Here is a 21,003-nt window from a genome sequence, read left to right on the forward strand (position 1 = left end):
TGAGATGTGTTTATATCCTTATGGATGGGACTCGCTTGCATCTTACCTCTTTCCGGCATCGTACAGCACCTGAAAGGTTGCCCTGGAGCCGTCCCGTCACATAGGTCCGGGCAGCGATATTTTTTTATTTCCCGGCGTTTTCGATAGGTGTTCATCCCGGGCCGAGTGTAGGAACTATTTACCGGCACGGAATAATTATGAGAAGGGCATGTATTCACAGTTTCAGCATAAGGTCGTGCTTCTGACATCGAGCTTCCAGTATCCCCCGCGCCGACTGCTTTTCGGGCGCGCGCGTCTGTATCTCGATCGCATCGAACTCACCGGTTGGCACGTCGGAGAGAAGTATCAACAGAGCATTCCACTGAACGAGGTTTGCCGCATCGAATGGCGCCTCGAGGCTGCCGACGGTCCAAACGTCATTTTCCACATGGAAGACGGCAGTTCGTTTCCGCTCATCCTGAAACAGGGCGCGCTCTGGAAGCATACGCTAGAAGAGCGCATGCGGTGGAGCACACCCGGCCGATATCTCCTCACGCCGTCCCGACCACAACCCGACCTGCCGCTTCAGGACGTGGTCGCGTTTACCACGGGCATGGGCTGAGCCGGCGTCCGTTTTCACCGGCAGGGCTCACTCCGATCCCCGAAGCCGCTTCGATCCCCGGTCGAGCGGCTTTTTTTCGGTTCCGCGCAAACACGCCCGGGTGTTCCAAGCCTCCGGAGTTTTTCCTACCTTGTGCGCCGACGCCCCTCGTTCCACCCGCCCATTCGGAGCCGCCTTGCCCCCCTCCCCCAAGGTTTATGACCGCCGCGCCGTCGTCGCCTGGAGCGTCTACGACTTCGCCAACTCGGCTTTCACCACGCTCGTCGTCACGTTCATCTATGCGACCTTCTTCACCGTCGGCATCGCAGCGGACAAGGTGGAGGGCACGGCGCTCTGGTCCCTCGGCGTGACGATCACGGGGCTGGTGGTTGCGCTCCTCTCCCCATACGCCGGCGCCATCGCCGACCGGGGCGGCTACCGCAAGCGGTTTCTCCTGATCTCGACGGTCGTGTGCGTGGCCGCCACGGTCCTGCTCTATTTTCCCGTCAAGGGACAGACGCGCCTGGCGCTCACCATCTTCGTCGTCGCCAACATCGCCTTCGAGATGGCGAACGTCTTCTATAACGCCTTCCTCCCCGACCTCGCGCCCCCGGAACGGATCGGGCGCATCTCCGGCTATGGTTGGGCGCTCGGCTATCTGGGCGGCCTGCTCTGCATGGTGGTGGCGCTCTTCGCCTTCGTCAACCCGGAAACGCCGCTCTTCGGCTTTCCGAAAGAGACGGACGCGCACATCCGAGCAACGAATCTGCTCGTGGCTGCATGGTTCGCCCTTTTCAGCATCCCCATGTTTCTTTTCGTGAAAGAGCGGAAGAAGCCCAGACCCCTTGACGGCAAAAAGCTGATCGCAGCGGCCAACCAGCAACTGGCCTCCACGTTCCGGGAGATCCGGAAGTTTCGCCAGGTGTTCCGTCTGCTGCTGGCGCGCCTCATCTACAACGACGGGCTGATCACCATCTTCGCTTTTGGAGGCATTTACGCGGCAGGCACGTTCGGCTTCACCACACGAGACATCATCATCTTCGGCATCGCGTTGAACGTCGCCGCGGGGCTGGGGGCATATGCCTTCGGCTTCATCGACGACCGCTTCGGCGGCAAGACGACGATCCTGATCTCGCTCGTCGGGCTGGCCGGGGCAAGCCTCCTCGCCGTGCTGACCACCAGCCGGCTCCTGTTCTGGGTCGCTGCCGTGCTCATCGGCCTGCTCGCCGGTCCGAACCAGTCGGCCAGCCGCTCGCTTCTCGGGCGCTTCGTCCCCTACGACATGGAGAACGAGTTCTACGGCTTCTTCGCGTTCTCCGGAAAGATGACGGCCTTCCTCGGCCCGTTCCTCCTCGGGCGCCTCACCACCCTTTTCGACAGCCAGCGCTTCGGCGTCGCGACCGTACTGCTTTTCTTCGTCGTCGGAGCGATCCTTCTCCTCCGCGTCGATGAAAAAGAGGGCATCGCCGTCGCCGGACGCCGACAGGGCCTGCCCGCATCGAAGGACGCTTGACCCCCACGAACGATTTTCAACATGACCGAAAACGCATTCCCGACCATCCGAGACGTCGCCGAGGCGCTGGAGGCGTGGGCGCCCCCCGGCTCGGCGCAATCGTACGACAACGTGGGTCTGCAGGTAGGCGACGCCCGGCGGCGCGTCGAGCGGGCCGTCGTCGCCCTCGACCTGACGCCCGCCGTGATCGAGGAGGCCCGCGCGCGCCGAGCCACGCTCATCCTCACGCACCACCCGCTCCTTTTCCGTCCGCTTCGCCACCTCACCCCGGAGGGCTTCGTGAACGGCCTCGCCCTGCGCCTGGCCGAAGCGGGCATCGCGCTGTACAGCATCCACACCAACCTCGACGCCGCGCACGGAGGCGTCTCGTTTGCCCTGGCCGAACAGCTCGGCCTCACCGACGTCCGTTTCCTCGAACCTCTTGCCGACAGCCTGTACAAGCTCGTCGTCTTCGTCCCTCGCACGCACCTGGACGCCGTTCGGGAAGCGCTGGCCGAAGCCGGAGCGGGCCGCATCGGCGACTATGAGGCCTGCGCCTTCGCCGTCGAAGGAACGGGTTACTTCCGCCCGGGCGCGCATGCCCGCCCGTTCATCGGCGAGGCGGGCGGCGCGCTCGAAGCCGTTGCGGAGACGCGGCTGGAGGTCGAAGTCGCGCGGTGGGACCTTGCCCGCGTGGTTCGTGCGATGAAGGCGGCGCATCCGTATGAGGAGGTGGCCTACGACGTGTACCCGGTGGCGCAGCCCGGCACGCGCACCGGCCTGGGCGCCGTCGGGCGGTTGCCGGAGCCGGAGCCGCTTCGGACGTTCCTCCGGCGCGTGGCCGAACGCCTGGACGCCGAAGCCCTCCGCTACGTAGGCGACGACGAAGCCCGCGTCGCGACCGTCGCCGTATGCGGCGGCTCGGGCAGCGACTTCGTCCGGCACGCCCTCCGCCAGGGGGCCGACGCCTACGTCACCGCCGACGTGACCTACCACACCTTCTTCGACGTGCTCGACGCCGAGGGCCGTCCCCGCATGGCCTTCATCGACGCCGGACATTATGAAACCGAAGCCGTCACTGAAAAGCTGCTCTGCCAGTGGCTGCAGGCGCGCTTTCCCGGGGTCGAATGGATGCGCACCCGCACACGCACCAGCCCCGTCCGCTCTTTTACGCAAGGCAGACCTTCGCGGGAAGAATGACGAACTTTCGGAAGCCCGGCACGTTCTATTAGATCCGGAATGCCATTGAAACCAACACTGAAAGGAATAACCAAGCTATGTCCCACGACTCCAGCATCGGCGAACAGCTTAAGGCCCTGATCCGGCTGCAACACATCGACAGCCAGATCGATCAGATCAAAAAGCTGCGAGGCGATCTACCCGAGGAGATCCGAGACCTCGAGGATGAGCGGGCGGGTCTGGAAACGAGGCTCGACAACTACAAGCGGGAACAGGAAGAAAACGCCATCGCCCGCCGCCAGGCCGAACTCGACATCAAGGAGAGCGAGACCCTGATCGGGCGGTACGAGGAGCAACAGCTTCAGGTGCGTAACAACCGGGAGTACGACGCGCTGACGAAAGAGATCGAAGCGCAGAAGCAGCGGATTTTGAACGCCAAAGCCCGAATCGAGGAGATCGACGGCTCGGCGGAATCCCGCGCGGCTGCCGTGACGGATGCCGAGGAACGCCTCAAGTCGCTCGAAGAGATTCTCGAAGGCAAGCGGAAAGAGTTGCAGGAAGTGCTCGAAGATACGAAGCACGAGCAAGCGGACCTCGAGACGGCCCGCCAGGAAGCCGAAGCCGCCGTCGACCGCCGCTATCTGCGGGCGTACCACCGTCTGCGCAGCCGCCTCCGCGACGGGCGCGCCGTGGTGCCGCTCCTGCGCGGCGCCGCCGCCGGCTTCGCCGTACCGCCGCAGCGACAGGTCGAGATTCGCCAGCGCAACCGCATCGTCGCCTGTGAACACACGGGCCGCATCATCGTCGATCAGGAACTCTTCGAATCGACCATCAAGGAGATGCAACTCGGGGAAGCCGAAGTATAAACGGTCCCCGTCCGCTTTTCGGAAACCGACAATCGTGCGTCGGCCGGATCATCGCGTCCCGGGAAACCGGGATGAGGAAAGTCCGAACACCACAGGGCTCCGTGCTTCCTAACGGGAAGGCACCATCCGTTCCACGGATGGTGACGGCACGTGCAACAGAAAACAGACCAGCCGATGGCTCCGGCTTGCCCGGAGCACAGGTGATGGGTGAAATGGTGGGGTAAGAGCCCACCAGCGTCCCGGGCGACCGGGGCGGCTAGGTAAACCCCACGGGGTGCAAGGCCAAACAGCGCCGCACCCGCCCGATCCGTCGGGACGGGATAAGGTGGCCCGCCGAAACGGCGGCGCGGGTAGGCCGCTAGAGGCCGTCGGTGACGGCGGTCCCAGATAAATGATGATCTCCCCGGTCCGGGTCGGCGGCGACCCCCCGGGCAGACAGAATTCGGCTTACAGGCCGGCGCACGCCGCCAACGCATGAAAGGCAGTCCCTCGCCGGAGGGGCTGCCTTTCGTTGTCTCCGGCTTCGCCGCCGCGCTCCCCTCGCCCGAGGAACCACACCCGTCGCACAAAAAAACCCGGAACGACCTTTCGGCGCATTCCGGGGTATCTTTTTGCGAAACTCAGCCGTCTCCGGCGGAATCGAGAACGTCAGTTGTTGCCGCCGTCATTGCTCGGAGGCGGAGCGGGCTGCGCTTCACCGGCGGGCGGCGGTGCCTGCTGCTCCGTGCCCTGCGCGCGTTGTTGAATCACGCTCTCCTGCTCTCCCCCCTTGTCGATGGTGAAGTTGGTCAGGATGCAGAGTACGATGAAGGCCGTCGCCAGCGTCCAGGTCGCCTTTTCGAGGAAGTCGGGAGCCTGACGCGAGCCGAGGATCTGCGTCGTTGCGCCGCCGGAGGCGATGCCGGCCAGACCACCACCCTTTCCGCTTTGCACGAGGATCACGAGGATCAACAAGATGGCGATGATCGCGATGAGAATGATCAGAAAAGTGAACATACGTCGAGCCAGGATAAGTTTACAGAGTCTGTCAAGATAAGCCATCGACCGAGCGGGCACAATTCTTTCCCGAGAAGTTCACGCATCCCGGCTCCTCCGGCGCGCCAGAAAGGCTTCCGCCAGCATCAGGCCCGCCACGGTCTTCATGTCCCGCAATTCCCCCCGTTTCGCCCGATCGACAGCCTCGGTGAACGCCATCGGGACGAGTTCGATGAACTCGCCGTCGCTCAGGTCGCGCGCGCCCTCGGTGAGCTCTTCGGCCAGAAAAAAGTGGATCACCTCGTTGCTGTATCCGATGCACGGGTTCAGCGCGGCGAGGCGGGTGAGCCGTCCGGCCCGGTAGCCGGTCTCCTCGCGGAGTTCGCGCGCCGCGACCGCCTCCGGGCCCTCGCCCGCCACGTCGATCTTTCCGGCGGGCACTTCGAGGAACGTGCGGCGCGGCGCATATCGGAACTGGCGCACGAGGAGCGTACCGCCGTCTTCGAACAGAGGCACGACCGCCGCCGCACCGGGATGATCGATCCATTCGCGGACCGAGGGGCGGCCGTCGGGCAGGCGCACCCGGTCTCGGCGCACCCGGAGGAGCACCCCATCGAAAACGGCGGTGGTTTCGAGCGTCTTTTCTTCGAGGCTGTTCATCGCTTCCCTCACGGTCATGCCCGGAGAAAGGTACGCCCCCCACGCTGCCCTTTCACCCGGGCGACCGCTTTTTCTATCGAGCTTCATCCGAGCGCGCGAGCAGGACGGCGGCCGCCGCCGCGATCCCTGCCGTCTCGGCCCGGAGCCGCCGCGGACCGAGCGAGACCGCCCGATACCCGGCGCGCCCCGCCGCCTCGACCTCGTCGTCCGTGAACCCGCCTTCCGGTCCCACGAGCACGCGCACCCGACGCGCCGATGGACACGCCTGGAGCGTTGAAAGAAGGCTCACCGGGCCGGTCTTCTCGTGACAGATCACCCCAAGATCGGGGGGATCGGATTCGAGATGGTTCGCGAACGACTCCGGCGGGGCAAAGCGGGGCAGACGGCTCCGCCCGCATTGCTTCATCGCCGCCACCATGATCCGTTGCGCCCGCGAGGCCCTGACCACGGTCTTCTCCGTGCGCGCCGTTAGCAGCGGCGCCACCGTCGTCACGCCCAGTTCGACGGCCTTTTCGAGGAAGGTCTCGAACCGGTTCGGGTTTTTGAGCACGGCGATGCCGACGGTGAGGTCATAGTCCGGCTCTCCCACGTTGAGGCGTCGTTCGAGGATGACCCCGCTCGCGTGTTTCTTGTTCACGCGATCGAGCCGGACGCGGTACCACCCCCCCTCGCCGTCCACCACCACCACCTCGTCGCCCGCGCGGCGGCGAAGCACACGGACGGCATGCCTCGCTTCCTCCTCCGGCAACCGCAGACGGTCCCCCTCGACGAAGGACGGCGGCGCATAATGTGCGGTGATGAGGTTCGTCACGGCATTCGTTTCTGCAAGGGTGAGACCGGAAAATACGCGCGCATCGAGGCCAAACGCCAGCCTCACAGCCCGAACGAGAGTCCGACGTGCACGCGTCCGTTGGTCGGGCCGTCCTCGGAATTGACGGCATAGCTCGTATTGATCAGTCCTATCGGCGCCCGGAACTGGATGCCGAGCCCATAGCCGGGATAAAAGCGCCGCGCCGGCGCAAGCCCGGCCGCCTCGGGCGTGTCCACGTAGCCGAGATCGAAGAACACGTAGGCATAGGAGAGGCGTTCGATCTGATACCGGTATTCGACGAAGGCGCGCGCAACGAAGCGGCCCCGGAAGCGGTCCTCGTCGTAGCCGCGCAGCGAGGAAGCGCCGCCGAGGCGGAAGAGGTCGCTCTCGTCATACGTATTGCTGAGGAGCACGCCTGCTTCGCCGCCGAGGGCGAGCACCTGTCGCCGAAGCGCAGGCAGGAACAGCCGGAATCGCGCCTGGAGCCGCTGTTGGCGAAGCGCCGACCCCTCGCGCGTCGTGTCCCCCTCGGCGGTGAGCACCGCGGCGGTGCGCTCCTTTCGCCCGCGCTCGAAGTTCGTCTCCACGACGAAGCCGCGCCGGGGGTTGACGCTCTGGTCGAGATGACGATACCGAACGCCGAGGCCGGCAAAAAAGGCGGAGGCGCGGGGGATGCGCTGGGTTCCACGGCTTAACTGCAGCCCGGCTTTCCCCGGATTGGTCGTCTCACGGGTGACCGTGACGAAGGCCTGGAAATCCCCGGTGAGACGATAACTGAATTCGGCCTGATAGCGCTGTTTGCCGTAGGTCGAGTCCTGCTGTAGGCCCTCGAAGCGCCCTTTGCCGCCGACGGGAAGCCCGAGCAGGAAAGGATCGGAGAAGCTCGCATCGACGCTGCTGACCTGTCCCGGCAGCCGGTTGAGCCGAAGCGAGATCACGCGCCCGCCTCCGAAGAGGTTGTGCAAGAGGATGTGCCCGTTCCCGACGATGCTGCCCGATCCGTTTCCTCCGGCTGGCGGCAGATAGCCGAGCACGAGGTCGAACGAGCCGGGCGACGCCTCTTTGACCCGGACCCGAAGCGCCGTCGCCCCGTCTTTCTCCAGAACGAGTTCGGGCGGCCCGACCTCTTCGAAGAAGTCGCTCTCCTCCAGCCTGCGGCGGATCTCGTCCGGATCATATGCCGGCGCCGGAGCGCCGATCCGCACCCCCGCCAGCCGCGCCACATAAGCGGCCTGCGTGCGCTCGGCTCCGATGAGTTCCACGCGGTCGATCACGAGCGCGCCGCCCTCTTCGACGCGGATCGTCAGCGCCAGGCGGGGCGGGTCGCCGGGCAACAAACCGACATCTTCGATGCGGATCTGCGCCAGCGGATAGCCCGCTGCCTCGTAACGAAGCAGCATGCTTTCGAGGTCCGCTTCGAGGCGCTCCGGATCGAGCGGGCGGCCGGGGCGGGTCTGCATGGCGTCGAGGAGCGCGAGCGAGTCGAGCGCGGTGACGCCGAGCAGCCGAATGCGCCCGATGCGCACTTTCGGCCCTTTCGTCACGTAGAGCCGCACTTCCGGCGGTTGCGTATCTTCGATGATGCGAACGGAATCCAGCGTCGCATAAAAATGGCCTTCACGCCGAAGGACCGCGAGCGCCCGCGCCGCCGCTGCGTCGAGGCTGTCGAGCGGGAGCGCCCGGGCGAGCGGCCACGGCGCCTCCCGTCCATCGGAGACGAGCGTCCATCGCGCCGGCGGAGCGAGCGAGTCGGGCGGGGCGGCGGTCTGCCCCCACGCCGAGCCGATCAGCGCGAGGCTCCCCAGCACCCCCGCCGCAATCCGGCGGAATCCATATATTGACCTCGAAACGGACACGAACGGGAAGGAGATGATTCGAAACGCAGGAATTGTGGCAGGAGCGGCGCTCGGCGCACTCGCGCTGGCGCTCGCGCTTGCTCCGGGCAGGCCGCTTGCTTTCACGGACGGAGCGTACGCCCTCGCCCCGCCTTCGGTTCGTGCCCTTCTCGTTCGCGGCGATACGCTGCGCCCGACGGTTCGCGCCGGGGAACCCCTCATCCTCGCCCTTCCCGACACCCTCGACGCGCGCCCCGTGGCGGCGTATGCCGTCGTGCGCGCCCCCGCGCTGAGCTGGCTCGTGGACCGGTCCTTCCTCTGGCGCACCCGCCCCGGGGATGCCGGCACGCACCGCCTCCTCTTCAAGGTCGCTTTCGCCGAAGCTCCCCCCGAGACGCTCGTCGTGCGCGTGAAGGTAGAACCACGGCGGTGAGCCGCCACCAGCGCGCCGACCGTTGCGCGAACGCCGTCGCGAAGGGATCTCTTTGGTCGAAGGATACATAGAACGTGCGCGGCAGTCCCTGCCTTGCCGGACGCCGCGACGGTTCACCCTCGAAGCGTTTTCCTGCTCTCTGCGTTGCCCATGGAAGACCCCGGGCCCATCCGTATGCTGCTCGTCGGAGCCGGGCGCGCCGGCCTCCTGTTCCTCCGGCTGTTCCAGCCGCATGAGGGCGTGGTCATCACTGCCGTGGTGGATCGCGACCCGAACGCGCCGGGGCTGGCCGCCGCCCGGGAGCGTGGACTTCCAACGGGCCCCAGCCCCCTCCCTTTCCTCGAAGATCGGTCGCTCGACCTCATCGTCAACGTAACGGGCAGCGCGGCGCTTCAGGATCTGCTGGCGCAGCGCAAGCCCCCGAAAACCGAGTTGCTGGGCGGGTCGGCAGCGTTGCTCCTCTGGACTCTGTTGCGGGAATATGAGGAGAAAGCCGCCCTCGAAGGCCGGTTCGAGTTAATCGAGCGGGAGCTGGCGCGGCACAAGGAGAACGCCTTCCTCGTCGGCAACGACCCCCGGATGCTCGAACTGAGCCGTCAGATCGCGCGGGTGGCGCCCACTCCCACGCCGGTGCTCATCCTCGGCGAGACCGGGACGGGCAAAGAGGTCATCGCGCGCGCCCTTCATCAGAACAGCCTCTCGCGCCACCGCCCCCTCGTCTCGATCAACTGTACGGCCTTCAGCCCCACCCTCATCGAGAGCGAGCTCTTCGGATACGTCAAAGGCGCCTTCACCGGAGCCGCCGCGGACCGCCCCGGCCTGCTCGAAATGGCCGACGGCGGCGCGGTCTTCCTCGACGAAGTCGGCGACATGCCGCTGGAGATGCAGGCCAAACTGCTTCGCTTTCTTCAGGAAGGCGAGATCCGGCCCGTCGGCAGCCCCGTCACCCGAAAGGTGCAGGCCCGCGTCATCGCCGCCACCAATCGCAACCTTCAGCAAGCCGTCGAGGCAGGCGCCTTCCGCGCCGACCTCTTCTACCGGCTCAACACCTTCACGCTCCACGTGCCCCCCCTCCGGGAGCGCCGCAGCGACATCCCGCTCTATGCCTACCATTTTCTCGAAAAGGCTCAGGCCAAAGTCAACAAGCGCGTGTCGCTGATTGCCGCTTCCGCGCTTGCCACGCTCCAGAGGTACGACTGGCCCGGCAACCTGCGTGAGCTCGCCAACGTGATCGAGCGGGCCGTGGTGCTGTGCGAGGGCGACAAGATCGAGGTCCGGCACCTGCCGCTGGGGCTGCAGCCCGAGCATGCCGGGAGCGCGCTCGATGAGGAGACGCTCGAAAAGGGCCTCGCGGCGCTCAAGACACAGATGATCGAGCAGTTTGAACGAGACGCGCTGAGCCGCTATCTGGCCGAATGCGGAGGCAACATCACCCGTGCGGCCGAGGCCGCGAAGATCTCTCGGCGCACCTTCCATCGGCTCCTCAAAAAACACGGCGTCTCGGCGCAATCCTTCTCCCCCGAGCGCTCATGACCTCCCCCCTTCTCATCGACCTGCTCATCTTCGACCTCGACGGCACCCTTGCCGACACCCGTCGCGACCTGACCGACGCCGTCAACCACGTGCGCGTCGCGTTCGGCCGAGCGCCGCTCGACGTGCGGACGGTCACCGGCTATGTGGGCGACGGCGTGGCGAAGCTTCTCGAACGCGCGCTCCCGCGCCTCTCCGCCTCCGAGCGCGCCGAAGCCCGCGCCGCCTTCGACGCCTTCTATTCCTCCCACTATTGCGACCACACCCGCCCCTATCCCGGCATAGCCGAACTGCTCGAGCACTTTGCGCACAAAAAGCGCGCGGTGCTCACGAACAAGGCCGAGCCGTTCGTCGCGCCGATGCTCGAACGCATGGGCTTGCGCGCGTGCTTCGACGCCGTGCAGGGCGCCCGGCCCGGCCTGCCCGCCAAGCCCGACCCCGCCCCCGTGCTGCGCCTGCTCGATCGCTGCAGCGCGGCGCCCGAACGCACGCTCCTCATCGGCGACAGCCCTCAGGACATCCGCGCCGGTCAGGCGGCCCACGTGCGCACCTGCGCCGTCACGTACGGCTTCCGACCCGCCGCCGAACTGCGCGCCCTCGCTCCGGACTTCCTCATCGACCATCCGCTGGCGCTCCGCTCGCTCCTACGATGAAATAGCGACACGTATGTCCCATTTGCAGAGACATTATGGTCACATTCCTTCAACACCTTTTTTCCTGCGCATTCGTCCCGATTTCTACGTTTTACAAATCTCACACCTTTACTTTCCCTTCTCCCCTCCATTAAAGTGAGACTTACGCGTCACACTTCGTCATTTCATGCATTGGTCCAAAATTTCCCATAAGTAGTTTGCGATCAACAAGATAGATACACCTGCTCCATCTATTGATGCGACCCGGCACGGGGCTTGTCATGAGAGGAGGTGATCGCTCGAAACGCCGGTTCAAGCCGCCTTCGCACGAGCGTGCCATCCTTTCCCCTTTTCTATGAAAGCCCTGATTTTCGACGTAGACGGCACCCTGGTAGACACGGAGCGCTACGGTCATCTGCCGGCGTGCAACGATGCATTTGCCGCGCTTGACCTCCCCATCATCTGGACCTGGGAAACCTTCAAGGCGATCCAGCACACGCCCGGCAATGCCCGTCGGCTGCGCTGGTGGCTGGAGCAGCATACGGATATGCCCCTTCGTGAGATCGATCGTCTGGTAGAGCAGTTCATTCCACTCAAGCAAAGCATCTACATCGAGCAGTATCTGCCCGCGCTCCGGCTGCGTCCCGGCGTCGAGCGGATCATTGCCGAAGCCGTCGAAGCCGGGTTGCGGCTGGCCATCGTCTCGGTTTCGCACGAGGCGCAGATCCACGCATTGCTTCGGACGCACCTCGCGCCGTATTACGAACGATTCCGTCCCATCCTGGGGAAAGAGTCGGGGCCGAAGACCGGCGAGCAGGGATTCCTCTATGAGCGATGCCTGGCCGAGATGCGTCTTGCTCCGCACGAGGCGATTGTCGTGGAAGACTCGGAGAGTGGTTTCCGCGCGGCCAAACGCGCCGGGCTCCCCACGGCGGTGATCTACAACGACTATACGTTCGGGCACGCCTTTCCCGGCGCCGAACTGGTGGCTCGCAGTCTGGAGCCGCTGAGCCTCGACACGCTCACCCGTCTCTGCGCCGCTGCGATCCCCATGCCATACCCGAACTAGCCCGCTTTTTTTCCTCCCGACGCCCACGTTCCTTTTTCGACCACAAACCACGCACAGCCCCATGAGCACTCCCAACGGCAACGCCCCCCGATCCCACTTCAAAGCCGGCGTGGTGGAATACAGCTCCGCCGACCGCTTCTACTACGATCCAGGCTATACGCCGAAGGACACGGAACTGCTGGCCGCTTTCCGCATCACGCCGCAAGCGGGCGTGCCGTGGGAGGAAGCCGCCGCCGCCGTCGCCGCCGAGTCGTCTTCCGGCACCTGGACCACCGTCTGGAGCGACCTGCTGACCGACCAGGCCCGCTATGCCGGTCGCACGTACCGCATCGAGTCCGTGCCGGGCCGCGACGACCAGTTCATCGCCTACATCGCCTACCCCCTCGACCTGTTCGAGGAAGGGTCGATGCCGAACCTGCTCTCCTCCATCGTGGGCAACGTCTTCGGGTTCAAGGCCATCCGCGCCCTTCGGCTCGAAGACCTCCGCATCCCCACCGTCTTGCTGGCTACGTTCGGCGGCCCGCCGCACGGCATCCAGGTGGAGCGGGACATGCTCAACAAGTACGGCCGTCCGTTGCTCGGCGCGACGATGAAGCCCAAACTCGGCCTCTCGGCCAAGAACTACGGACGTGTGGTATACGAAGCGCTGCGGGGCGGGCTCGACTTCACGAAAGACGACGAGAACATCACCTCGCAGCCGTTCATGCGCTGGCGCGACCGGTTCTCCTTCGTGATGGAGGCCGTGCTCAAGGCCGAAGCCGAGACCGGCGAGCGCAAGGGGCATTACCTGAATGTGACCGCCGGCACGATGGAGGAAATGTACAAACGCGCCGAGACGGCCCGGGACTTCGGCGCGCCCATCATCATGGTGGACTACCTCACGGTCGGCTTTACCGCCTTTGCCTCGCTGACGAACTGGTGCCGGGACAACGGCGTGCTCCTTCACGCCCACCGCGCCATGCATGCCGTCATGGACCGGCAGCCGAACCACGGCATCCACTGGCGGGTGCTGGCAAAGTGGTGCCGCGTCGTCGGGGCGGACCACGTGCACAACGGCACCGTGGTGGGCAAGCTCGAAGGCGAACGCGGCTCCACCCTCGGCTCGACCGACCTCCTGCGCGACCGCTACGTCGCGCGCGACCTCTCGCGCGGCATCTACTTCGACCAGGACTGGCTCTCGATGCCGGGTATGTTGCCGGTCGCCTCGGGCGGCATCCATGTCTGGCACATGCCGGAGTTGCTCGACATCTTCGGCGACGACGTCATCCTCCAGTTCGGTGGCGGCACGCTTGGCCACCCGTGGGGCAGCGCCGCCGGCGCCGAGGCCAACCGCGTGGCCCTCGAGGCCTGCGTGCAGGCACGCAACGAAGGCCGCGAACTGGTCAGGGAAGGACCCGACATTCTCCGCGCCGCCGCCGCCCATTCCCCGGCCCTCCGCGTGGCCCTCGACACCTGGCGGGACATCACGTTCGACTTCGACACCGTCGACCGGCTCGACGCGTCCCGGCAGGCCTGAGTCCTCCAAACCGCACCCCTTCTTTCGACGACGCTTTCAGGCTGCAGGCCCCTCCCGGCCCGGCCGCTCTTACCTCACAGACCCACAGACTCATGACCCCTACTCTGCGAACGGAAACCTTCTCGTACCTCCCGCCGATGACGGAAGCTCAGGTGATCGCCCAGATCCACTACGTCCTCGAGAACGGCTGGATTCCCGGCATCGAGTACACCTACGAGCCCGATCCCCGCAACTCTTTCTGGAATTTCTTCGAGCTCCCGCTCTTCGATGCGCAAGCTCCCGAGGATGTGCTCGAAACGCTCGAAGCCTGTCGCGCCCGGCACCCCGGGGCCTACATCAAGCTTACCGGCTACGACAACAGGCGCCAGGCCCAGGTGCTCGCCTTCGTGGTCGAACGCCCCGAAGCGACGACGTCGGCCGACTGACGGGCCGTCCCCCCACGATTCTTGTCATCGAAATCCACAGGAGGTATCCTCGTGCCCCGCGTCCTCAAACCCCAGACCATCATGCTCGGCATCGTCGGCGACAGCGCCAGCGGCAAGACCACGCTGACGCGCGGCCTGGTCAGCCTCTTCGGCGAGGAAAACGTCTGTGCCATCTGCTGTGACGACTACCACCGCTACAATCGGAAGGAGCGCAAAGAGATGGGCATCACCGCGCTCGATCCGGCCTGCAATTACATCGACATCATGGAGCAACACTTCCGCATGCTCCGGGCCGGCGAGCCGATTCTCAAGCCGGTGTACAACCACGGCACGGGCGACTTCGACCCGCCCGAATACGTCCGGCCCCGCCGGTTCGTCATCGTCGAGGGGCTGCTCGGTTTCCACTCGCGCGCCATGCGCAATTGCTTCGACATCAAGGTCTACCTCAATCCGAGCGAGCCGCTGCGGGCGGAGTGGAAGATCAAGCGCGACACGACGAAGCGCGGCTATACGCGCGAGCAGGTGCTGGCCGCCCTCGAAAAGCGCGCTCCCGACTCCGAAGCGTTCATCCATCCCCAGCGGGCGCATGCGGACCTCGTCGTGCAGTTTTATCCGCCGCCCGAGAACCGCCGAGAGACCGGCGCCCACCTCAACGCCCGTCTCGTGCTCCGGCCCACGATCCCTCACCCCGACTTCACGCCGTTCCTGCCCGACGAACGCTCCAACGGCGCGACGCCTTCCCTGCGCCTGGCCCTCGGTCGGGACGCCGGCAAGCCCGCCGACATCCTCGAAGTCTCCGGAAGCACGACCCCCGAGGAGACGACGGCCCTCCGCCGCCGCCTGCGCGAGCACTTGCTTCCGGAGGACTTCAACGGGCTGATCCCCGAAGGCTCCATCGGGATCTATTACGACGGAAAAGAAAAACGTCAGTCGTACCCGCTTGCCCTGACCCAGCTCCTGATCGCGTTCCACATGATCCAGGCGCAGGAGCAGTTGAAGGGCAAGACGCCGGAGCCCGGGGCCGGCGTCGCGGAACCGATCTGAAGCCCGCCTCCCCGCCCTCGTTCACCGACCCTCTCCTCCGCTCATGGATCTCCCCGCTGCTCCTCCCGTCCCGGTCACGGAACCGCCCCGCGCTCCGTTCGACGCCCCGCTCACCCGACGCCTCGCCGACACGATCCGAGGCCTTGCGATGGACGCCGTCGAGAAGGCCCGCTCCGGGCATCCCGGCCTCCCGATGGGCATGGCCGACGTCGCCGCCGTGCTGTGGACCCGTCATCTCCGGCACGACCCCTGCGACCCGCAATGGCCCGACCGGGACCGCTTTGTCCTCTCGGCCGGGCACGGATCGATGCTCCTCTACGCGCTCCTGCACCTGACGGGCTACGACCTGCCGATGGCCGAGCTCATGCGCTTCCGTCAGTGGGGATCGAGGACGCCCGGCCATCCGGAGTACGGGCACACGCCCGGCGTGGAGACGACCACCGGACCGCTCGGACAGGGCTTCGCCAACGCCGTCGGCATGGCGATGGCCGAGCGGTGGCTTGCCGAGCGCTTCAACCGGGACGGCTTCCCGATCGTCGATCATCACACATACGTCCTCGCCTCGGACGGCGACCTCATGGAGGGCCTCTCGCACGAAGCCGCCTCGCTCGCCGGGCACCTGGGCCTGGGCAAGCTCATCGTCCTCTACGACGACAACGGCATCTCCATCGACGGGCCGACGTCGCTCGCTTTCACCGAGGACGTGACGATGCGTTTCGAGGCGTACGGCTGGCACACGATGCGTGTGGACGGGCACGACGTGGAAGCCGTCGATGAGGCGCTCGAAGCGGCGCGGGCGGAGACGGACCGCCCCACGCTCCTCGCGTGCCGCACCGTCATCGGCTTCGGCAGCCCGAACAAGGCCGGCTCCGCCTCGGCCCACGGCGCGCCCCTCGGCCCCGAAGAAATCCGTCTTGCGAAAGAAGCCCTCGGCCTCCCCGTCGCCCCGCCCTTCTTCGTCCCCGACGACGTGCGCGCCTGCACCGAGCAAGCCGTCCGGGACGGAGCCGAGCGGCGGGCCGCGTGGACGCGCCTCCGCACGGACTACGCCGAAGCCTTCCCCCGGGAGGCCCGCGCCTTCGACGCGCTGCTCCACGGCGACCTCCCCGACGGCTGGGAGGCCTCGCTCCCCACCTTTGCCCCCGGCGAAGCCCTCGCCACGCGCGCCGCTTCGGGCAAGGCGCTCGACGCCCTCGCGCCCGTGATCCCGCAGCTCGTCGGCGGCTCCGCAGACCTGACCGGCTCGAACAAGACCCGGCCCGCCGGTGAAACCTTCCTCTGCCGCGAAGACTTCTCGGGGCGATACGTCCACTTCGGCGTGCGCGAACACGCGATGGGCGCCATCATGAACGGGATGTCGCTCCACGGCGGCGTCATTCCCTTCGGCGGCACCTTCCTCGTCTTCTCCGACTACCTGCGCCCGGCCCTCCGCATGGCCGCGCTCATGAGGCGCCGGGTCATCTTCGTCTTCACGCACGACTCCATCGGCCTCGGAGAAGACGGCCCGACGCACCAGCCCATCGAGCATCTGAGCAGCCTCCGCGCCATCCCGGGCCTCGTCACCATTCGCCCTGCCGACGCCAACGAGACCGCCGAGGCGTGGCGCGCCGCGCTCCGACGCACCGACGGCCCCACGGCGCTTGTGCTGACCCGGCAGAAACTCCCCGTCCTCGACCGGAACGCCGCCGCGTGCGCCCCGCATTGCCTCGAACGCGGCGCGTACGTCCTCCGCGACGCCCCCGAGGCTCAGGTCCTTCTGATGGCCTCCGGTTCGGAAGTGCCCATCGCCCTCGAAGCAGCCGATCGGCTGGCGCATCAGCGCATCCGCGCGCGCGTCGTCTCGGCCCCGAGCCTCGATCTCTTCGACGCGCAGCCCGCCGCCTACCGCGCCTACGTCCTCCCCCCGAAGGTTCGCGCCCGCGTGGCCGTCGAGGCCGGCGCCACCCTTGGCTGGCATCGGTACGTGGGCGATTACGGCGCGGTCGTCGGCCTCGACCACTTCGGCGCGTCTGCTCCGTACGAGACGCTCTATGAGCGGTTCGGCCTCACGCCGGAGGCCGTCGTCGCCGCCGCGCTCCGGTCTATGGCGCGCGCCCCCGTCGCCGCGTAAACCCGCCCCTTCAACCCTTTCCCCGCACGACCATGATCGTCACCACCCGCGCCCTCTTCGACGTCGCTTACGGGCGATTTGCCCTCGGGGCATACAATATCAACAACATGGAACAGGCGCTTGGCCTCTTCGAGGGCCACCGGCGCGCCCGGGCTCCGTTCATCATCCAGATCTCGCGCGGCGCCCGATCGTACGCGGGCGTCAAGATGCTCGAAAACATCATCCGCGCCGCCGAGCAGACCTATCCGGAAGCCGTCTTTGCCGTCCACCTCGACCACGGCGACGAGCAGACGTGTTATGATTGCATCGAGAGCGGTTTTTACAGCTCCGTCATGATCGACGCCTCGCATGAGCCGTTCGAGGTGAACGTGGCCGTCACCCGGCGCGTGGTCGAGCGCGCGCATGCTCAGGGCGTCAGCGTGGAGGCCGAGCTCGGCATGCTCGGCGGCGTCGAGGAAGACCTCGAGGTGGACGAGAAGCACGCCCGCCTGACCGACCCGGACGAGGCGCGCACGTTCGTCGAGCGGACCGGATGCGACAGCCTCGCCGTCGCCATCGGCACCAGCCACGGCGCGTACAAGTTCTCCGGCGGCCAGGGCATCCACTTCGACCGCGTGGCCGAGATCCAAAAGCGGCTCCCCCGTTTCCCCCTCGTGATGCACGGATCGAGCAGCGTGCCCGCCGAAGAGGTGGCCCGCATCAATGCCGCGGGCGGCGCGCTCGACCCCTCCGCAAAGGGCGTGGATGCGAACGACTTCGCAAAGGCCATCCCCCTCGGCGTCACAAAGGTGAACATCGACACCGACGGGCGGCTCGTGTGGATGCGCGTCCATCGCGAGCACTTCCGCGACCACCCGGAAAATTTCGACTTTCGAAAGCCGGGCCGTGCGCTCATCGACGCCTATGCCGCGTTCCTCGTGCACAAGTCCGAAAAACTCCGTTCGGCGGGCCGTCTCGACGAGGTGCGACGGGCGCTCGCCGAAGCCGTCCCCGCATGAGCCGCCGCGCTCGTTCGTCCGGCACTTTCCGTAAGGAAGGCAACCTCTTGCCTGACGAATGACGCAAGGCGCCTCGCCCCGAAAGGCAATCCGTCCTTCTCCCCCTGAATCTCTCCTGCAAATGTCTGAAATCGTGCATCGCAATCTCGGCATGGAACTCGTGCGCGTGACGGAGGCCGCCGCGCTATCGGCCGCCCGGTACATGGGCCTCGGCGACAAGGAAGCGGGCGATCAGGCCGCCGTGGACGCCATGCGCGCCGTCCTCCGCACCGTGGAGATGGACGGCGTGGTGGTCATCGGCGAGGGAGAGAAAGACGAAGCGCCGATGCTTTTCAACGGCGAGCGCGTCGGGACCGGGCATGCCCCCGCGATGGACGTCGCCGTAGATCCCGTGGAAGGCACGCGGCTGCTGGCCTTCGGGCGGCCCAACGCCATCGCCGTCATCGCCGCGAGCGCGCGGGGAAGCCTGTGGAAGCCCGGCGCGTCGCTGTACATGAACAAACTCGTCGTCGAAAAGAGGGCCCGCGGCGTCATCGATATCACCCGACCTCCGTCGGAGAACCTCTACCGCATCGCCGAGGCGCTCGGACGCTCGGTCGAGAGCCTGACGGTCTTCGTCCTCGACAAGCCGCGCCACGACGCGCTCATCACCGAGATCCGGGGCGCCGGCGCGCGCGTGACGCTCCATACCGACGGCGACGTGATGGGCGCGCTCATGGCCGCCATCCCCGGAACGGGCGTGGACGTGCTCATGGGCATCGGCGGCACGCCCGAAGGGGTGCTCGCCGCGGCGGCCGTCAAAGCCCTCGGCGGCGGCATGCAGGGCCTCCGCGCCCCCCAGCTCGACGATGAACGCGCCCGCCTCGCTGCCCACGACGTCGACCTCGACCGCGTGCTCTACCTCGACGACCTCGTCGCCGACGACGACGCCTTCTTCGCCGCCACCGCCATCACCGACAGCCCGTTCCTCGAAGGCGTCCACTTCGACCGCGCGGGCGGCGTCACCACGCACAGCATCGTCATCCGCGCGCGCTCCGGCTCCACCCGTTTCATCAAAGGCGTGCACCAACTCAACCCCGAACACATCTTCGGGGCCGTCGATACCGCGATCGCCGTCGCCCTCGCCTCCGCGTGAAAGCGGCAGGGCGTTATGCCGTTGGAACACGGTGAGCGAAAGAGATGAATGCATTAACGAACCAACGCTTTAACGAACCGACGAACCCATGCTACGCCCCGTCAAACTCGCCCCTTCGATCCTGTCCGCCGACTTCGCCCGCCTCGCCGAAGACGTTCGGGTGGTTGAGGAAGGCGGCGCGGACCTGATCCACATCGACGTGATGGACGGCCACTTCGTGCCGAACCTCACGATGGGTCCGCTCGTCGTGCGCGCGCTCCGGCCCCACACGAAGCTCCCGCTCGACGTGCACCTGATGATCGAGCGCCCCGGCCGCTACGTCGACGCCTTCGCCGATGCCGGGGCGGATTACATCACCGTGCAGGCCGAAGCGTGCGTTCATCTTCACCGGGTCGTGCAAGCCATCCGCGCCAGGGGCGTCAAGGCGGGCGTGGCGCTCAACCCGGCCACGCCCCTTCACGCGCTCGACGAGATCCTGCCCGGGATCGACCTGGTGCTCATCATGTCCGTCAATCCCGGCTTCGGCGGGCAATCCTTCATCCCCGGCGCCCTCGACAAACTCCGGCGGCTTCGGTCCCGCCTCGAAGCGCGCGGGCTCACCCACGTGGAGGTGGAAGTAGACGGCGGGGTGAAGCTGAACAATGTCCGTGAGGTGCACCGGGCGGGCGGCGAAATCCTCGTCTCCGGCTCCGGCATCTTCCGCACCCCGAACCCGGCTGAAACCATCCGGGCGATGAAAGCCGCCTGTGCCTTCGAGGCCGTCGTCTGAACAACCGTGCGTTTGCTCCCCCGAAGCCCCGGTGTTATCCTTAGATGCGTCACCCTTCCGGCCCGACCGTTCAACGAACCAGGACGCCTATACGTAACTCGCGACCTTTGTGAACCACCGCTCACCACCGCACCCATGCCACGATATTTACCTCTGGAGCCTCACCTTCCCCCCGAGGCCATCCACACCTGTTATCTCGAAGCCACCGGAGTCGAGCGCAGACACTGGCACGTTATCTATTTGAAAAGTAAAGGCCTGCATACCGGCGAAATCCACCGTCGGACCGGATTGACGGCGACCTGGATCCGAGAAATCATCCACCGCTACAATGCGGGGGGTCCGGAAGCGCTGCGGGATCGACGCCGCCAGAATGCCGGCGCCCCCTGTCTGCTCACCCCGGACCAGAAAACGGAGCTGCGACGTCTCATCGCCGAGGCGCCGGATGCGTGGAACGGCCCGCGTGTGGCCCTGTGGATCGCCGAGGTGACGGGCCGCGCCGAGGTGCACCCGCAACGGGGGTGGGAGTATCTCCGGCGGCTTGCCCCCACGGGCGACGGCGCGTGGCCCTCCGACGCCTCGATGCCCACCGCCGACGTCCACCACGAAGAGGAAGCGCCCCGTCGTTAACAGATGCGCGGCAGCCGGTCGCCGACGAGCCCGGTCGACCGCTTTCGCGCGCTGGGATGGGCGTCCTCGAAACGGGACGCCGGCTGGCCCAGTCGTACGCTGCCGGGGCTTTGCCCGGTGGCTCGCAGGCTGACGATCCTCGAAAGGTATTAGGTACAGCGCCCGGTCAGAGTTGGGCACGAGACCCAACGAGAAGACACGCGCGGCAACAAGGCGATGGGAGCGGGGAAGCCGAAGGGCTACCGAAGATGTTTTTTTCGGTCATGGACGCTTTTGCCCGTGACAAACAGAGGCCATAAAAGGGTTAGACCACAGCC

At 66.3% G+C, this 21,003-nt stretch carries 20 protein-coding genes and 1 other RNA gene; 17 read left to right on the forward strand and 4 right to left on the reverse strand.

The features are described from left to right. Nucleotides 1–208: 208 nt before the first annotated feature. The 5 genes from AC1HIY_RS10855 (at nucleotide 209) to rnpB (ending at nucleotide 4,583) form a co-directional block, all read left to right on the forward strand. Complete coding sequence (locus tag AC1HIY_RS10855; protein WP_479576756.1) at nucleotides 209–601, forward strand: hypothetical protein; 393 nt, start codon at nucleotides 209–211, stop codon at nucleotides 599–601. 175 nt (nucleotides 602–776) lie between these two features. Beyond that, nucleotides 777–2,093 carry an MFS transporter gene (locus tag AC1HIY_RS10860; RefSeq protein ID WP_479576757.1) on the forward strand — a complete coding sequence of 439 codons (1,317 nt, stop codon included), beginning with the start codon at nucleotides 777–779 and terminating at the stop codon, nucleotides 2,091–2,093. Nucleotides 2,094–2,114: 21 nt separating this feature from the next. Next, the gene (locus tag AC1HIY_RS10865) at nucleotides 2,115–3,272 is read left to right on the forward strand and encodes a Nif3-like dinuclear metal center hexameric protein (RefSeq protein ID WP_479576758.1); all 1,158 of its coding nucleotides are present in this window, start codon (nucleotides 2,115–2,117) and stop codon (nucleotides 3,270–3,272) included. A 77-nt stretch (nucleotides 3,273–3,349) separates the two neighbouring features. Further along, on the forward strand, nucleotides 3,350–4,117 hold the full coding sequence (locus tag AC1HIY_RS10870; protein WP_479576759.1) for a zinc ribbon domain-containing protein: 768 nt from the start codon (nucleotides 3,350–3,352) through the stop codon (nucleotides 4,115–4,117). A gap of 35 nt (nucleotides 4,118–4,152) precedes the next feature. Next, an RNA gene (rnpB, locus tag AC1HIY_RS10875) (RNase P RNA component class A) lies at nucleotides 4,153–4,583 on the forward strand. Between the two features lie 182 nt (nucleotides 4,584–4,765). Here rnpB and secG read toward each other — a convergent pair. The 4 genes from secG to AC1HIY_RS10895 form a co-directional block, all read right to left on the reverse strand. Continuing rightward, nucleotides 4,766–5,113: a preprotein translocase subunit SecG gene (gene secG, locus AC1HIY_RS10880; protein WP_479576760.1), complete on the reverse strand. Its 348-nt coding sequence runs from the start codon at nucleotides 5,111–5,113 to the stop codon at nucleotides 4,766–4,768. A 78-nt stretch (nucleotides 5,114–5,191) separates the two neighbouring features. After that, complete coding sequence (locus tag AC1HIY_RS10885; RefSeq protein WP_479576761.1) at nucleotides 5,192–5,752, reverse strand: NUDIX domain-containing protein; 561 nt, start codon at nucleotides 5,750–5,752, stop codon at nucleotides 5,192–5,194. 73 nt (nucleotides 5,753–5,825) lie between these two features. Continuing rightward, nucleotides 5,826–6,563 (reverse strand): RsmE family RNA methyltransferase, encoded by a 738-nt coding sequence (locus AC1HIY_RS10890; protein ID WP_479576762.1) that lies wholly within the window; start codon nucleotides 6,561–6,563, stop codon nucleotides 5,826–5,828. 62 nt (nucleotides 6,564–6,625) lie between these two features. Beyond that, nucleotides 6,626–8,371, reverse strand: a complete 1,746-nt coding sequence (locus AC1HIY_RS10895) for a BamA/OMP85 family outer membrane protein (RefSeq protein ID WP_479576763.1) — start codon at nucleotides 8,369–8,371, stop codon at nucleotides 6,626–6,628. Between the two features lie 61 nt (nucleotides 8,372–8,432). Between AC1HIY_RS10895 and AC1HIY_RS10900 the strand changes: the two genes are divergently transcribed. From AC1HIY_RS10900 to AC1HIY_RS10955, 12 genes are all read left to right on the forward strand, one after another. After that, on the forward strand, nucleotides 8,433–8,831 hold the full coding sequence (locus AC1HIY_RS10900) for a hypothetical protein (protein WP_479576764.1): 399 nt from the start codon (nucleotides 8,433–8,435) through the stop codon (nucleotides 8,829–8,831). A gap of 150 nt (nucleotides 8,832–8,981) precedes the next feature. Continuing rightward, nucleotides 8,982–10,364 (forward strand): sigma-54 interaction domain-containing protein, encoded by a 1,383-nt coding sequence (locus AC1HIY_RS10905; protein WP_479576765.1) that lies wholly within the window; start codon nucleotides 8,982–8,984, stop codon nucleotides 10,362–10,364. Continuing rightward, complete coding sequence (locus AC1HIY_RS10910; protein WP_479576766.1) at nucleotides 10,361–11,014, forward strand: HAD family hydrolase; 654 nt, start codon at nucleotides 10,361–10,363, stop codon at nucleotides 11,012–11,014. Before AC1HIY_RS10905 ends, AC1HIY_RS10910 begins: the two co-directional genes overlap by 4 nt. Before the next feature lie 334 nt (nucleotides 11,015–11,348). Continuing rightward, complete coding sequence (locus AC1HIY_RS10915; RefSeq protein WP_479576767.1) at nucleotides 11,349–12,062, forward strand: HAD family hydrolase; 714 nt, start codon at nucleotides 11,349–11,351, stop codon at nucleotides 12,060–12,062. Nucleotides 12,063–12,123: 61 nt separating this feature from the next. Continuing rightward, on the forward strand, nucleotides 12,124–13,578 hold the full coding sequence (locus tag AC1HIY_RS10920) for a ribulose-bisphosphate carboxylase large subunit (protein WP_479576768.1): 1,455 nt from the start codon (nucleotides 12,124–12,126) through the stop codon (nucleotides 13,576–13,578). A gap of 92 nt (nucleotides 13,579–13,670) precedes the next feature. Continuing rightward, the gene (locus AC1HIY_RS10925) at nucleotides 13,671–14,003 is read left to right on the forward strand and encodes a ribulose bisphosphate carboxylase small subunit (RefSeq protein WP_479576769.1); all 333 of its coding nucleotides are present in this window, start codon (nucleotides 13,671–13,673) and stop codon (nucleotides 14,001–14,003) included. Between the two features lie 81 nt (nucleotides 14,004–14,084). Next, entirely contained in the window at nucleotides 14,085–15,047 is a 963-nt protein-coding gene (locus AC1HIY_RS10930; RefSeq protein WP_479576775.1) for a phosphoribulokinase, read from the forward strand. 43 nt (nucleotides 15,048–15,090) lie between these two features. Next, nucleotides 15,091–17,157, forward strand: a complete 2,067-nt coding sequence (gene tkt / locus AC1HIY_RS10935) for a transketolase (RefSeq protein ID WP_479576770.1) — start codon at nucleotides 15,091–15,093, stop codon at nucleotides 17,155–17,157. A gap of 32 nt (nucleotides 17,158–17,189) precedes the next feature. After that, nucleotides 17,190–18,155: a class II fructose-bisphosphate aldolase gene (locus AC1HIY_RS10940; protein ID WP_479576771.1), complete on the forward strand. Its 966-nt coding sequence runs from the start codon at nucleotides 17,190–17,192 to the stop codon at nucleotides 18,153–18,155. Between the two features lie 121 nt (nucleotides 18,156–18,276). Further along, nucleotides 18,277–19,290, forward strand: coding sequence for a class II fructose-bisphosphatase (glpX, locus tag AC1HIY_RS10945; RefSeq protein WP_479576772.1), 1,014 nt, complete (start codon nucleotides 18,277–18,279; stop codon nucleotides 19,288–19,290). A gap of 88 nt (nucleotides 19,291–19,378) precedes the next feature. Beyond that, nucleotides 19,379–20,059: a ribulose-phosphate 3-epimerase gene (rpe, locus tag AC1HIY_RS10950; protein WP_479576773.1), complete on the forward strand. Its 681-nt coding sequence runs from the start codon at nucleotides 19,379–19,381 to the stop codon at nucleotides 20,057–20,059. Nucleotides 20,060–20,194: 135 nt separating this feature from the next. Then, the gene (locus AC1HIY_RS10955) at nucleotides 20,195–20,686 is read left to right on the forward strand and encodes a helix-turn-helix domain-containing protein (RefSeq protein ID WP_479576774.1); all 492 of its coding nucleotides are present in this window, start codon (nucleotides 20,195–20,197) and stop codon (nucleotides 20,684–20,686) included. The last annotated feature ends 317 nt before the right edge of the window (nucleotides 20,687–21,003 follow it).

The sequence above is a fragment of the Rhodocaloribacter sp. genome, assembly GCF_056451265.1.

Excerpts from the sequence above, each read along its gene's own strand:
- secG (WP_479576760.1), bottom strand. The coding sequence starts at position 5,113 with ATGTTCACTTTTCTGATCATTCTCATCGCGATCATCGCCATCTTGTTG.
- AC1HIY_RS10870 (WP_479576759.1), top strand. The coding sequence starts at position 3,350 with ATGTCCCACGACTCCAGCATCGGCGAACAGCTTAAGGCCCTGATCCGG.
- AC1HIY_RS10930 (WP_479576775.1), top strand. The coding sequence starts at position 14,085 with ATGCTCGGCATCGTCGGCGACAGCGCCAGCGGCAAGACCACGCTGACG.
- AC1HIY_RS10885 (WP_479576761.1), bottom strand. The coding sequence starts at position 5,752 with ATGAACAGCCTCGAAGAAAAGACGCTCGAAACCACCGCCGTTTTCGAT.
- AC1HIY_RS10900 (WP_479576764.1), top strand. The coding sequence starts at position 8,433 with ATGATTCGAAACGCAGGAATTGTGGCAGGAGCGGCGCTCGGCGCACTC.
- AC1HIY_RS10920 (WP_479576768.1), top strand. The coding sequence starts at position 12,124 with ATGAGCACTCCCAACGGCAACGCCCCCCGATCCCACTTCAAAGCCGGC.
- AC1HIY_RS10865 (WP_479576758.1), top strand. The coding sequence starts at position 2,115 with ATGACCGAAAACGCATTCCCGACCATCCGAGACGTCGCCGAGGCGCTG.
- glpX (WP_479576772.1), top strand. The coding sequence starts at position 18,277 with ATGTCTGAAATCGTGCATCGCAATCTCGGCATGGAACTCGTGCGCGTG.
- AC1HIY_RS10955 (WP_479576774.1), top strand. The coding sequence starts at position 20,195 with ATGCCACGATATTTACCTCTGGAGCCTCACCTTCCCCCCGAGGCCATC.
- AC1HIY_RS10925 (WP_479576769.1), top strand. The coding sequence starts at position 13,671 with ATGACCCCTACTCTGCGAACGGAAACCTTCTCGTACCTCCCGCCGATG.
- rpe (WP_479576773.1), top strand. The coding sequence starts at position 19,379 with ATGCTACGCCCCGTCAAACTCGCCCCTTCGATCCTGTCCGCCGACTTC.
- AC1HIY_RS10855 (WP_479576756.1), top strand. The coding sequence starts at position 209 with ATGTATTCACAGTTTCAGCATAAGGTCGTGCTTCTGACATCGAGCTTC.
- AC1HIY_RS10905 (WP_479576765.1), top strand. The coding sequence starts at position 8,982 with ATGGAAGACCCCGGGCCCATCCGTATGCTGCTCGTCGGAGCCGGGCGC.
- AC1HIY_RS10940 (WP_479576771.1), top strand. The coding sequence starts at position 17,190 with ATGATCGTCACCACCCGCGCCCTCTTCGACGTCGCTTACGGGCGATTT.
- AC1HIY_RS10910 (WP_479576766.1), top strand. The coding sequence starts at position 10,361 with ATGACCTCCCCCCTTCTCATCGACCTGCTCATCTTCGACCTCGACGGC.
- tkt (WP_479576770.1), top strand. The coding sequence starts at position 15,091 with ATGGATCTCCCCGCTGCTCCTCCCGTCCCGGTCACGGAACCGCCCCGC.
- AC1HIY_RS10915 (WP_479576767.1), top strand. The coding sequence starts at position 11,349 with ATGAAAGCCCTGATTTTCGACGTAGACGGCACCCTGGTAGACACGGAG.